This window comes from Phycisphaerales bacterium (assembly GCA_020852515.1).
Taxonomy (GTDB): Bacteria; Planctomycetota; Phycisphaerae; order Phycisphaerales; family UBA5793; genus UBA5793.
Genome location: JADZAS010000037.1, coordinates 40,506 through 52,899 on the forward strand (window position 1 = coordinate 40,506; position 12,394 = coordinate 52,899).

11 protein-coding genes are annotated in these 12,394 nt (G+C 65.7%); 6 read left to right on the plus strand and 5 right to left on the minus strand.

The genetic code is table 11. The annotated features are described in order from the left end of the window. Positions 1-180 precede the first annotated feature (180 nt). On the plus strand, positions 181-1,578 hold the full coding sequence (gene asnS, locus IT430_20225; protein ID MCC6910267.1) for an asparagine--tRNA ligase: 1,398 nt from the start codon (positions 181-183) through the stop codon (positions 1,576-1,578). Between the two features lie 26 nt (positions 1,579-1,604). After that, on the plus strand, positions 1,605-1,799 hold the full coding sequence (locus IT430_20230; protein ID MCC6910268.1) for a type II toxin-antitoxin system HicA family toxin: 195 nt from the start codon (positions 1,605-1,607) through the stop codon (positions 1,797-1,799). Positions 1,800-2,116: 317 nt separating this feature from the next. Here the strand turns inward: IT430_20230 and IT430_20235 are convergent, their stop codons facing one another. After that, on the minus strand, positions 2,117-2,497 hold the full coding sequence (locus IT430_20235) for a VOC family protein (protein MCC6910269.1): 381 nt from the start codon (positions 2,495-2,497) through the stop codon (positions 2,117-2,119). 174 nt (positions 2,498-2,671) lie between these two features. On the opposite strand from IT430_20235, the gene IT430_20240 reads away from it, so the two are divergent. The 3 genes from IT430_20240 (at position 2,672) to IT430_20250 (ending at position 5,551) form a co-directional block, all read left to right on the plus strand. After that, positions 2,672-3,679, plus strand: a complete 1,008-nt coding sequence (locus IT430_20240) for a 3-isopropylmalate dehydrogenase (protein MCC6910270.1) — start codon at positions 2,672-2,674, stop codon at positions 3,677-3,679. 121 nt (positions 3,680-3,800) lie between these two features. Further along, the gene (locus tag IT430_20245) at positions 3,801-4,385 is read left to right on the plus strand and encodes a cysteine dioxygenase family protein (GenBank protein ID MCC6910271.1); all 585 of its coding nucleotides are present in this window, start codon (positions 3,801-3,803) and stop codon (positions 4,383-4,385) included. A 266-nt stretch (positions 4,386-4,651) separates the two neighbouring features. Continuing rightward, positions 4,652-5,551: a hypothetical protein gene (locus IT430_20250; GenBank protein MCC6910272.1), complete on the plus strand. Its 900-nt coding sequence runs from the start codon at positions 4,652-4,654 to the stop codon at positions 5,549-5,551. A gap of 99 nt (positions 5,552-5,650) precedes the next feature. Here the strand turns inward: IT430_20250 and IT430_20255 are convergent, their stop codons facing one another. Together IT430_20255 and IT430_20260 are read right to left on the minus strand one after the other, a co-directional pair. Further along, positions 5,651-6,019, minus strand: coding sequence for a hypothetical protein (locus IT430_20255; GenBank protein MCC6910273.1), 369 nt, complete (start codon positions 6,017-6,019; stop codon positions 5,651-5,653). 192 nt (positions 6,020-6,211) lie between these two features. After that, positions 6,212-7,897: a VWA domain-containing protein gene (locus IT430_20260; GenBank protein MCC6910274.1), complete on the minus strand. Its 1,686-nt coding sequence runs from the start codon at positions 7,895-7,897 to the stop codon at positions 6,212-6,214. Positions 7,898-8,163: 266 nt separating this feature from the next. Here IT430_20260 and IT430_20265 point away from each other — a divergent pair, with 266 nt between their 5' ends. Further along, the gene (locus IT430_20265) at positions 8,164-10,347 is read left to right on the plus strand and encodes a PAS domain S-box protein (protein ID MCC6910275.1); all 2,184 of its coding nucleotides are present in this window, start codon (positions 8,164-8,166) and stop codon (positions 10,345-10,347) included. Positions 10,348-10,401: 54 nt separating this feature from the next. Here IT430_20265 and IT430_20270 read toward each other — a convergent pair whose 3' ends face one another. Continuing rightward, positions 10,402-11,775, minus strand: a complete 1,374-nt coding sequence (locus IT430_20270; GenBank protein ID MCC6910276.1) for a hypothetical protein — start codon at positions 11,773-11,775, stop codon at positions 10,402-10,404. Positions 11,776-11,943: 168 nt separating this feature from the next. Further along, a complete protein-coding gene (locus IT430_20275; protein ID MCC6910277.1) occupies positions 11,944-12,336 on the minus strand; it encodes an ABC transporter permease subunit in 393 nt (130 codons plus the stop codon). Positions 12,337-12,394: the final 58 nt, after the last annotated feature.

The following is a 12,394-nucleotide window of genomic DNA, read 5'->3' on the forward strand; positions in this document are numbered from 1 at the left end:
TAATACGGCCGGCTGCACGTTCGTGGATGCCTGCCTGCGCAGGCATGACGGTGCGGGCGCACCTGTAGGCAGCGGGCCCTCACCGGCGCGGGCTCGTCTTTGCCTCCGGGCTCGCCCGGGAATGACGCCACGCGCGGCTGGCCGCTATCATCCCCGCCTGCCAGCGGAGGATTTCGCATCATGGATCGGACGCTCATTGCCGACGCGTTTCAGAGCGGCCAGGTCGGCTCAAAAGTACGCATCAAGGGCTGGGTGCGCACGCGCCGCGACAGCAAGGCCGGGCTGAGCTTCGTGCACGTGAGCGACGGCACGTGCTTTGACCCGATCCAGGTCGTGGCGCCCAGCAGTCTGTCCAACTACGACTCGGTCGTGCTCAAACTCACGACCGGCTGCAGCGTGGATTGCACGGGCACGCTCGCCGCGAGCCAGGGCAAGGGGCAGCGATTCGAGATCCAGGCCGAGTCGATCGAACTCCTCGGCGACGTGGAAGATCCGGACACCTATCCCATCAGCCCCAAGCAGCATTCGTTCGAGTACCTGCGCACCGTTGCGCACCTGCGGACGCGCACGAACACCTTTGGCGCCGTCGCGCGCGTGCGGCACCGCCTGGCGCAGGCGATTCACCAGTTCTTCGACGCGCGGCGGTTTCTCTGGGTGCACACGCCGATCATCACGGCTTCGGATGCCGAAGGGGCCGGCGAGATGTTCCGCGTGAGCACGCTCGATCTGCTCAACCTGCCGCGCCGGCCTGACGGGCACGTGGATTTCGAGCAGGACTTCTTCGGCCGCGAGTCGTTTCTCACCGTTTCGGGGCAATTGAACGTCGAGACCTACTGCTGCGCGCTGAGCAACGTCTATACCTTCGGCCCGACGTTCCGCGCCGAGAACAGCAACACGGCCCGTCACCTGGCCGAGTTCTGGATGATTGAGCCGGAGATCGCCTTTGCCGATCTGCGCTATGACCGGCTGCTGGCGATCGATCTCATCAAGCACCTGCTGCGTACCGTGCTGGCGGACTGCGCCGATGACATGAAGTTCTTCGACGATCGCATCGAGAAGGGCATCATCGACGCGCTGCAGCACGTCATCGACTCGGAGTTCGTGCACCTCACCTACACCGACGCGGTGAAGGAACTGCAGGCCAGCGGCAAGAAGTTCGAGTACCCGGTCAACTGGGGCGACAACCTGCAGTCCGAGCACGAGCGCTACCTGTGCGAGCAGGTGCACAAGAAGCCGGTCGTGGTGACGGACTATCCCAAGGACATCAAGGCGTTTTACATGCGCCTCAACGACGATGAGAAGACGGTGGCGGCGATGGATGTCCTCGTGCCGCGCATCGGCGAACTCGTCGGCGGCTCGCAGCGCGAAGAGCGGCTGGCGGTGCTCGACCGGCGGCTCGACGAGATGAAACTGCCCAAGGCGGGCTACTGGTGGTACCGCGACCTGCGCCGCTACGGCACCGTACCCCACGCGGGCTTCGGCCTGGGCTTCGAGCGCCTGCTCATGTACGTCACCGGCATGGCAAACATGCGCGATGTGATCCCGTTCCCGCGCGCGCCGCGGTTGGCGGAGTTCTAGACCGAGTCAAAATCAGGGAGACGCGGGTGAAACGGCGGGATCTAGAACAGCATCTCCGGGATCATGACTGCGAGCGCGTCCGCCACGGTCGCCGGCACGACGTTTGGCACAACCCGATGAATGATCGCGAATCGACCGTGCCTCGTCATCGGGAAATTGCGAATCCAACGGCGCGCGCGATCTGCCGGCAATTGGATATTCCTGTGCCCCGCGGTATCTGATCAGGCACTCGCGCGTCGACTGCGAGACTTCTCGACTTTCGACTGCCGATATTTCCGTAACTCTGCCATGGCGTCTCGTGCCCGCTCGAAGGCTTCGGGAATACTCTTCGCCTGCGTCTGGACCGCTGGATCCATCGGAGAGGTCACGGCGTACCAGCCCCGTCCAGCATCCTCAAGCGTCAGGACGAGCTTTCCGTCGGTCACGTTGTAGCGTTTCGCTTTCGGCATCTCGTGATCTCGGGAGATGGTATGCGATTGGCCGACTCGACTTCCAGCGCGTGACGCCGATCCATGTACGACGCGCTCACACAAAGCCATCACCGGTACTCCACCAGTTCCACCTCGATGCCATCGGGGTCGTAGAAGTACGCGCGGCGGCCGGGCTCATAAGAGTCTTCGATCTCCGTCTCGATGCCGCGCTGGGTGAGCCAGGCGACTTTGGCGTCGAGGTCATCGACGACGAAGCCGACGTGATTGAAGCCGACGCGGCCGTACTCGGGTTCGTCTAGCCGACCGGCCTCGGCAGGGTCGGCCTGGAAGAGCGCGAGATACGAACGGTCGTCGCCGATGTGGATGGCCGGCGTCTCGGGCGAGCCGGGCTCACGTCGCCAGCGGATCTTCAGGCCGAGCAGTTCGCCATAGAACTTCGCGGCTGCATCGAGGTCGGAGACGGTGAGGTTGACGTGTTCGAGCCACATGAGAGCCTCCGGAATAGCGGGTGAACGGCTTGGTTATGGAGCCTACGCGAGCAGATCGGGCGCCGCGACTAAAGGCCCGTCGGACCGGTCGAGGGAAAGCCCGAGTCGATTCAGCGGCGCTCGTTCCTACGATCCTCGCCCTGATTGGCCGGAATGAGCGGGAGAAGAAATGTCATGAGCCACACCGTGTGTCTGCTGCCCGGCGACGGGATCGGCCCGGAAGTCACCGGCGCTGCGCGGCGGGTGATTGACGCGGCCGGCGCCGACCTCCAGTGGATCGAACTCGACGCCGGGGCCGGCGCGCTCGAGCGCACCGGGCACCTGCTGCCCCCGGCTACGCTCGAAGCGATCGCGCGGCACTGCGTGGCGCTCAAAGGGCCGCTGACCACGCCCATCGGCACCGGCTTTGCCAGCGTCAACGTCCAACTCCGCAAGACCTTCGACCTCTACGCCGCGGTGCGGCCGGTGCGATCGATGCCGGGCATCCGGACCCGCTTTGAAAACGTCGAGATCGTCGTCATCCGCGAAAACACCGAGGGCCTGTATTCGGGCATCGAGCACGAGATCGTGCCCGGCGTGGTCGAGAGCCTCAAGATCGCCACGCGCAAGGGCTGCGAGCGCATCGCCCGCTTCGCGTTCAACTACGCCAGAGAGCGCGGCAGGAGCAAGGTGACGGTCTTCCACAAGGCCAACATCATGAAGATGTCCGACGGCCTGTTTATCGAGTGCGCCCGCCGCGTGCACGAGGAGATCGGTGCGGGCGTCGAATACCAGGAACTCATCATCGACAACGGCTGCATGCAACTCGTGCAGAACCCCGGGCAGTTCGACGTGCTGCTGCTTGAGAACCTCTACGGCGACGTGATCAGCGACCTGTGCGCGGGGCTGGTGGGGGGCCTGGGCGTCGTGCCGGGCGCGAACTTCGGCGATGCGTGCGCCATCTTCGAGGCGGTGCACGGCAGCGCGCCGACCATCGCCGGGCAGAACATCGCCAACCCGCTAGCGGTAATCATGAGCGGCGTGATGATGCTGCGGCACCTGGGCCTGCGCGAGCCGGCCCGGCGCATCAAGGACGCCTATAACGCGGTCTTGACGGACGGGAGAGCCGAAGAACTCACGCGCGACATCGGCGGCAGCGCGGGCACCACGGATTTCGCCGAGGCGATCATTCGGCGGTTGTGAGCCCGTGACCGCCTCTTCCGGGGCAATTCGGGCCGCCGGCGGCGGTTTTCGCTTGAGTCGGGCGGTTTTTCGTGTATCTTCTATCAGTAACCGCGTTCGCAACCGGCCCAAGGAGCCCCACATGGCGATGAAGATGGCGAATGAGATCGAGGCCTTGGCGCCGCTGTTTGAACACCTCGACGCCCTGACCGGCCGGGCCGACATCGCCGAACTCGAACGCGCCATGCGGGCCGTGCACGTCACGCCCGATGACGTGGCCGAGCACCTGCGCTACTGCGATGAGCACTACAAGCGCAACCTCATCCGCGAGGGCAAGTGGTACCAGGTGTTCGCGCTGTGCTGGAAGAGCGGGCAGCGCAGCCCGATACACGATCACACGAACACGACCTGCGGCGTGCGCGTGCTGCTGGGTCGCGGCGTCGAGACGGTTTACGAGCCGTCGCCGTGCGGCATGATGATGGCGACACGCTCGCACGAACTCAACGTCGGCGACATCTGCGCCAGCCAGGACAGCGACACGCACCAGATTTCGAATCTCCAGCCGGCGGGCCAGAACCTCGTCACCCTGCACATCTACTCGCCGCCGCTGCGCGAGTTCCATACCTACAGCGCGACCGACGGCACGGTGAACCGCGTGCGCGACGTGGGCAACGGCTGCTGCGAGGTGGTGGAGACGATGGACATCGCAGAGTTCATGAGCCGCTAGCCGGCGTCGATCCCGCCCCCGCCTTCGCTCGGGTCAGGCTCTGCGCCGGAATGACGGGTTTGAGCAACAGATCCTCAGAGGCGCGGCTCGTCTCGGCCTGCGGACCAGTCAATCCCGGAACTGCGGATTGCAGCATTTCCATTGACCGCATCGTCGTCCCGTTACGAGTTCTTCCTTGTAAGCAGGCGATGGTCGCCTGCATCTGAAGCCGACCTGGTGCGAGCCGGTGCGCCGGGTTCTGGGCAGTCATCGCAAGGAGAACCGTCATGCATTTCACAAATCGAAACGCCGGCTGCATCCTCATCGTGGCGAGCGCGCTCGCCCTGGTCGGCGCCGCGGCCAGCTCTTCTCTGGCGCAGAACCTTTTTACGAACGGGGACTTCGCCTCGGGCTTTACCGGCTGGACGCAGCGGAACACCGCCAACGGCTTGGGCTCGCCTGGCTCGATCGTCAACTTTCAGACCAACCAGGGCCAGCCGGCGTCGCCCGCGGCGCGCTACGTCGTGGGCCAGCGTGTGTACTACATCGGCCAGGCCGAGGGCGTCGAACTCGTGCAGCAACCCAGCCTTGTGAGCGGCGGCACGTATGAGATCACCTGCGACTGGGCGGCGGTCTCGCACCCGCAGTACATCAACGGCGAAGGCGGCATCTTCGAGATCCTCGTGGACGGCCAATCGATCGCGTACGACCGCGTGGGCATCATCCCCAGCAACACGACGGTGCGCGGCACACTCACGGTGCAGTTCACCGCACAGCGCAACGGCGCGCACGAGATCGGCGCGCGCATCAGCCGCCCGCACACGATCGATCCGTATTCTCCGACGCAGTACGTGGACCATTTCAGCCTGACATCCATCGGCCGTCGGGCGCTCACGCTGACGCGGACGGGCTCGTGCCCGGGCACGATCAACTTCACCGTGAACGGCGCTACGCCCTTCGGCTACGTCGGCGTGGTCACGGCGCCGAGCGTGGGCGTGTTCATCATTCCCGGCCACATGACCTGCGCCGGCACACAGTTGAACCTGTCGCCCAGTGGAATCCGCCTGCTCTTCACGGCGCCGGCGGATGGCAGCGGCGTCATGTCGCGCAACGGGTACATCGGCAGCGGCGCGTGCGGCTGGGTGTACCAGGCCATCGATGCGACGACCTGCCGCGTGAGCCAGTAAGCGCCAGCAGCACGCGCGAACGTATTGCGGGACAGGTGCGGAAACAAACGCACCTGTCCCGTTTTGCCTTTCCCGTCGCGACGATGGACATTGCGGAGTTTAAGAAGAAGTAGGACGTCGCTTCAGCCAGTCCGCTGCGCAGGAGCCAAGCAGGGCGGCTGCGAGCATCACGATTCCGTACGCAAGCCAATAAACCGTATCGATGACGGTGAGTACACCGAGCGTGCACGTCGGCCATGCGAATACAGTGGCAAGCAGCCGAGGCTCGCTGGCTGTCAGCAGCAGTCGCCCGATGAGACCCGCGCCAAAGGAACTCAGAAGTCCACCGAAACCGATCGCTATCACGGTGCCAGGAGCGGATGCGAGTTCGAGGTTGACAAGAAGGAACAGACCGGGAACGCAGCCGGCGATCAATGCCAGAACATAGTACTGTACGTGGGTGCGCACCCTTTGCTTGCGCTCAAGCACAATCGCCCTGGTAGTCCACACGGGTAACCCGCACTCTGGGCAGCACTGATCCTCGGTGTGGGCTCGCAGGTCGTACTGGCAGCGGGCACAGAGCATCGACAGATGCTATCACGCCGGGCGGCGCTGAAGACGATTAGGCTGAGCGGTCACCCGTCGGCTTCCGCCGGCGGCTATTCACCTTTTGAAGTGTGTTCAGTCTCGATGCGAGCTCGATGCATAGCGGCGGTCGAGTTTCTGCGCGCTGCGAACAAGGCTCATGAATTCAGCGCGGTAGCCGGCTTCGTCGAGGCCGCGCGCTTCGCCTGCCAGTTCGAGTGCGAGGTCGAAGTCGGCGTCGCCCCGGCCGATGGAATCGCGCAAGGTCATGCCAAACGCCGCCACGGCCGCCGCCCAGCGGAAGTCGGCCGAAGCCTGCCGCCAGTCGAGTTCGCCGTCGCGCACGGGGACCTCGAGGTAGCGGCTCGTCACGCCGTCGGGCTGCTTGTAGCGGAGTTTGACGGTGCACAGCTCGCCGGATTCGAGGCCCTGCTCGGAAGTCACGAACTCCGGCTCGCCCGCCGGCCGCTGGTAGCGCAGCGGGTCCACCCCCCACGGCACAGGCCGGCCCGCCGGAACGATCTCGTAAAGGGCGGTTACACTGTGTCCGGCGCCGATGTCGCCCGCGTCTTTGCGGTCGTCGTTGAAATCGCGATCGGCCAGCGCGCGATTCTCGTAGCCGATGAGGCGATAGCCCGCGACGGCGGCCGGATTGAATTCGACCTGGATCTTTACGTCTTTGGCGATGGTTTCGAGCGTGCTGGCTGCCTGCTCGCAGAGCACGCGGCGGGCCTCGTGGAAGGAGTCGAGGTACGCGTAGACGCCGTTGCCGCGATCGGCGATGCTCTCCATCATCGATTCGTTGAGGTTGCCGCGCCCCACGCCGAGTACGGTGAGGTAGACCTTGCTCTGCGCCTTGCAGGCGATGAGATCGAGCAGGGCGTGGTCGCTGGTCATGCCGACGTTGAAGTCGCCGTCGGTGGCGAGCAGCACGCGGTTGATGCCGCCGGGTATGAAGTTGTGCTCGGCAACCTCGTAGGCGAGTTGAATGCCCGAAGCGCCGTTCGTGCTGCCGCGAGCGCAGAGGTCGTCGATGGTGTGGAGTATCGAGCCGCGATGCGCCACGGCGGTCGAGGGCAGTGCGACACCGCTGTGTCCGGCATAGGTGACGATGGCCACGCGATCGTCATCGCGCAGTTCATCGACGAGCAGGCGCATGCCCTTCTTGATGAGCGGCAGGCGGTCTTCAGGCTCCATCGAGCCCGACACGTCGAGGAGGAACACGAGATTGGCGGGCGGCCGCTGGGCCGCATCTGCCTCGCGGCCGACCAGGTGCACGCGCATGAGGCGATGCTCGGGCGTCCACGGGCAGGAGGCAACTTCGGTATGCACGGCAAACGGCTCGCCGCCGCTGGGCGGCGCATCGGAATAGGAGAAGTAGTTGATCATCTCTTCGACGCGCACGGCGCTGTGGGGCGGCAATTCGCCGTCAGTGATGAAGCGGCGGATGTTCGAGTAGGATCCCGTGTCCACATCCACGGCGAAGGTGGACAGCGGCTGCTGGGTCACCCGGGCGAACGGCTGCTCTGCGACCCGCTCGTAGCGATCGCGGCTGGGCGGCAGCTGGCGGTAGCGGTAGTCGTGATGCGTCGATGTCGGGCTCCAGCGGGTGGAGGGGCTGTGGAGATCGGAGGACGCATAGGACAGGCCGGGCGCGGGCCGGGTGGACTCGTAACTGGCCACCGAGTATGAGTTTGTGCATCCCGGCAGCAGAGAAGCCGCCGCCAGGCCTGCCCCCATCACTGCCGCCAACGCCAGCCGTCGGTTTAAAGACCTGCTCACGATCTGCTCCTTCCAGCGCGGACAATGGCACAAGCGCCCGCCCCACGGGCGGTCTCAGCCATGAAGACGCGGGTCGCGGCGGGATATTCCCCGCAAGCGGTGGATCGCAAACGCGTTGGCCGAGGTCGAGCAGGAGGCCGAACCCGGGGCTCGCCACCCTGATTCCCCCGCGCGGGGTAGAACGGCGCCCGTTCATGGGCGAGAATAGACGATCGTGCATACTTGGGGCGCAAGGGCGGATGGCGACACATCTTCGAGGCTCTCGGGTGCTGGTGCCGGCCACGGTGTTTCTGGTTGTGGGCGGTTTGTTTGCTGCGCTGTGGCGCGTCGTCGGCGAGCAGGATGCGCGAGACATCCGCCTGCGGAGCCAACTGTCCTCCGAACAGGTGGCGGTGCGGATCAAAGAAAAAGTCGAGGTCTGCTTCAACGTGCTCCGGCAGTTCCGCGAGGACTGGGACCGGGGGCAGGTGGAGTCGCGCGAGCAGTTCGAGCAGCGATCCGAGTCAATCGTGATTTTCTTTCCCGGGATTGTCGCGCTCGACCTGGTCGATGATTCGGGCGGCGTGATCTGGGCGGTTCCGCTCGCCGACGAGGGCGGGCAGCGCGTGGGCCGCAACGTGGCATCCAACCCGACGGCGCGCGAAGCGTTTCGCCAGGCGGCCTCGAGCGACTCGATGTGCGTGACGCCCCTGCTTGATCTGAGGGATCGCATGCAGGGCGTTGTCGCCTACCTGCCGCTGCGCAGCCAGCCCGACCGTCTCATCGGCGCGTCAGTTCTGGCGCCGGCGCTGATCGAGAGTTCACTCTCCGTGGCGCTCAAGGACGCGTTCCGCTGGGTCGTGTACGACGGGGAAGAAGTCATCTACGACTCGATGCGGGACGAGAACAGCGGTGTGGGAGCAATGTTCGCGTTCTCGCCGCCCTTCAAAGTTGCCGACCGGCAGTGGACGGTGGCGCTGACGCCGCTGGAGGGCGCGTCGGGCGGCGTGCAGCAGATGGGCACGCACCTGATCCTCGTGCTCGGCCTGCTGGCGGCGGCGGGTGTGACTTTTGTTTCTTCGCGTCTCATGTCGAGCCAAGAGCGGCTTCGCGACAACGAAGAGCGGCTGCGCGCCGTGGCCGAACACATCCCGGGTGTCGTCTACTCGTACGAGTCGTCGCCGGGCCGGCCGCGTTCGCTCATCTACCTCGGGCCGGGGCTGGATGTGATCCTCGGGCCGAAAACAGCCGCGCGCGTGGAGCAACGATTTGACGCCTTGTTCGAGCTGCTGCATCCGGACGATCGGCCGCGCATTGCCGAGGCCGCCACGCGAGGCGCCGCCCGGGGTGAAACGGTGGATTGCGAGGCGCGGCTGTTGACAGACGACGGCAGCTACCGCTGGATCCGCACCCTCAGCCGCCCGCTCATCGTTGATCGGGATCGGACGCGATGGCACATCGTGCTCATCGACATTTCCGAGCATCGCCGCGCGCTCGATGCGCTGCGCGAGAGCGAAGAGCGCTACCGGCTGCTGGTCGAGTCGAGCCCGGTGGGCGTGATGATTCACCGCGGCATGAAGTTCGAGTTTGTGAATCCGGCGGCGGCGCGGCTGCTGGGCTACGACCGCGCCGAAGATCTCATCGGCCAGCACGTAAACGTGACCGTCCCCGCCGACTCCCGTGAGACGGTCCGCGAGCGGATTCGTCAACTGGACGCCGACTACACCCCGCATCGCTACGGCGACGAGCGCCTCCTGCGGCGCGACGGCACGGAGATCGACGTTGAAGTCATTGCCAGCACGATCATCTTCGGCGGTGAGCCGGCGAGGCAGGTGCTCATCCTCGACACCTCCGAGCAGCGCCAGATCGAGCAGCGCCAGCGCCTGCTCATGCAGGAACTCGATCACCGCGTGAAGAACAACCTCGCGTCGGTGCTGGCCCTGCTCGATCAGACCGCCGCGAGCACCAGCGACATCGAGGAGTTCCGCGCCCGGTTCGCCAATCGCATCAAGGCGATGGCGCGAACGCACGAGATGCTCGCGCGGGCCAAGTGGAGCGGCGTGCGAATGATCGACACGATCCAGCTGTGCCTGGCGCCGCTCATCGTGGAGGGTTCGGACCGCATTCGCGTCAGCGGCCCGTCGCTGCTCGTGCGGCCTCGCTCGGCGGTGCCGCTCGGGCTGGCGCTGCACGAGCTGGCGACGAACGCGCTCAAGTACGGCTCGCTCTCGACCCCGGGCGGGCGCATCGACATCTCCTGGACGCGCGAAAATGGCGCCGTCTCCATCTGCTGGTCCGAGAGCGGCGGGCCGCCGGCGCAGTGCCCGGCCGAACTCGGCGTGGGGCTGCGCCTGGTGCGGGGACTGGTCGAATTCGAACTCGGCGGCAGCGCCGCTTTCGACTTCACCTCCGCCGGACTCGCGTGCACGCTGCGCATCGACGCGGCGGCCTTAACGCAGGAGCCCGCCTGAAGACCAGGCGGGCTCGCCGTGCGGATGAGAAGTGCAAGACTGGTGCAGCGAAGATCAGCGGAACGTGTAACGCAGCACGTTGCTCACCTCGCACCGCGCCGGATCGATCGCCTGAAGATACACGGTCCGCCCGCGGGCGGCAGCGGGTACGTTGACTCGCAGCGTGGCCTGCTGATTGGCGTCGGCGACGGCGCTGCCGGTGAGGCGCGGCTCCGCGATGCCGAGATTCACTCCGGGGCAGCCGGGCACGCCGCTCGAGCCCATCGCAAAGCCGACGATGAAGTAGATGCGGCTGCCGGGCGCGGCGCTCACGGCAATGAGTTCGTTGCTGGCGCCGGCGCCCTGGCCGCGCGGCCCGAGAATCGTCAACTCTTCGGGAATGAGCAGCACCGGCTGTGAACCGTACCCATTCGGGTCGTCGGTTGCGTCGGCGAGGATCACGCCCGTCTCGTTGATGCCCTTGGCGCGGAGCACGTGCCACTGCGCGTGGGCCGGCGCGAGCAGATCGGTCAGCCAGGTGACCTGTCCGCTTTCATAGATCCACCCCTGCTTGGGCTCCTGGAATGACTCGTAGTTGCCGACGACCTGACCGCGGTCATTGACGTCGTTGGAAATCGCGCTGGAGACGGATGGATCCCAATTGCCAATGTCGGTGCGCACCCACTGGCCGTTTTCCTTTGTCCAGAGGACGGCGGAGTCGAAGTAGGACACGAGCGGCCCGGCGCCGACGAACATGGTGCCCGAGTCGTTGATGGCCGTGGCGAGCAGGCCGTCGAGGTACGTCGGCGTCCAGCCCGATTGGCCCGGCTCCCACACGGTCGTGGCGCCGAAGTAGCGGTTGCTCTGCCCGACGATGATGCCGTTCTCACTGATGTCGGTCGCCTGGCCGGCGCCGAGATTGATGTACTGGCCGCCGCTGACGACGAATGCATCGCCATTGGGGTGCCCGCCGGGCGGATAGTAGAAGCCGACCACCTGGTCGCGCTCGTTGAGTCCCTGCGCGTAGGTGTAACTGTGGTGTGGATCGATGAGCCAGTGGTTGGTCTGCCCGTCCCAGAGGAACGCCTGCGGCCAGATCACGCCCCACTCGTACATCCAGCCGGTGATGTGGGCTTTGTCGTTGATGGCATAGCCCGAGGTGTAGATGCCTTCGATTTCGGTAAGGATGGTGACCTCGCCGTCGGCGTAGTGGAACGGGCGAACCTGCTGGTTCATGAGCACGCCGCCGGTGACTTCGTTCGAGTTGTTCAGGCCCAGGCCGTCCGCGCTGGTGGCGCCGTTGGGCAGCGGCAGGGGAACGACGCGATAGCGGCGGTCGCCCGCGGAGGCCTCGGCGGCGAGGGCGGCGCTGAGGGCGAGCGCGGCGGCGAGCAGGAGGCGCTGGGGTCGCGCGGCAGGGGTGCGGTGCTTGACGGTCGTGGCGTTCATGGTGGATTCCTCCCGGCGCCGCCGATGGCGGGCCTGTTTCACTCGGGAATGGCGGGTTCGATCCGCTTTTTGCGCGCGGCCGACCCGGCACTGCATCGGATATGTCCCGGCGTGTGGGCGGTCTTGCAGACGGGACGATTGTTTTTGGCCGAATCGGCTGTCGCGTGCTTACACTCGGCGCACAAACCGTTCGAGCAGCCGGATGAGCAGGCTGAGCATTACGGCCATGACGGCGGCGGGTACGGCCCCGAGCAGGGTCAGACGCGAGTCGTTGCGGGCCAGTCCGCGGGCGATGAAGTCGCCAAGTCCGCCCGCGCCGATGTAGGTCGAGAGCGTGGCGATGCCGACGGTGAGTACCGTCCGGGCGCGGATACCCGCGATGATCACCGGCGCCGCCAGCGGCACCTCGCGCAGGGAGGTGTTGAGGACGATCGGCAGCAGGGCGTAGAGCACGAGCGCCGTCACGGCCGGGGCTCTTCCGAGCAAGCCATACAGCGCAAAGAGAAAAGCGAGCATCGCCAGGCTCGGGATGGTCTTGGTGAGATGTTCAATGAGAATCACTCGCGCAAGCCTCCGGGCGCGGTGGAGAAATAATGCAGTACTCTGGTTCAGGGAGTTT

Bases quoted from the DNA above. Each gene is read 5' to 3' on its own strand.
- asnS (MCC6910267.1), top strand. From the start codon at position 181: ATGGATCGGACGCTCATTGCCGACGCGTTTCAGAGCGGCCAGGTCGGC.
- IT430_20235 (MCC6910269.1), bottom strand. From the start codon at position 2,497: ATGTGGCTCGAACACGTCAACCTCACCGTCTCCGACCTCGATGCAGCC.
- IT430_20240 (MCC6910270.1), top strand. From the start codon at position 2,672: ATGAGCCACACCGTGTGTCTGCTGCCCGGCGACGGGATCGGCCCGGAA.
- IT430_20245 (MCC6910271.1), top strand. From the start codon at position 3,801: ATGGCGATGAAGATGGCGAATGAGATCGAGGCCTTGGCGCCGCTGTTT.
- IT430_20250 (MCC6910272.1), top strand. From the start codon at position 4,652: ATGCATTTCACAAATCGAAACGCCGGCTGCATCCTCATCGTGGCGAGC.
- IT430_20270 (MCC6910276.1), bottom strand. From the start codon at position 11,775: ATGAACGCCACGACCGTCAAGCACCGCACCCCTGCCGCGCGACCCCAG.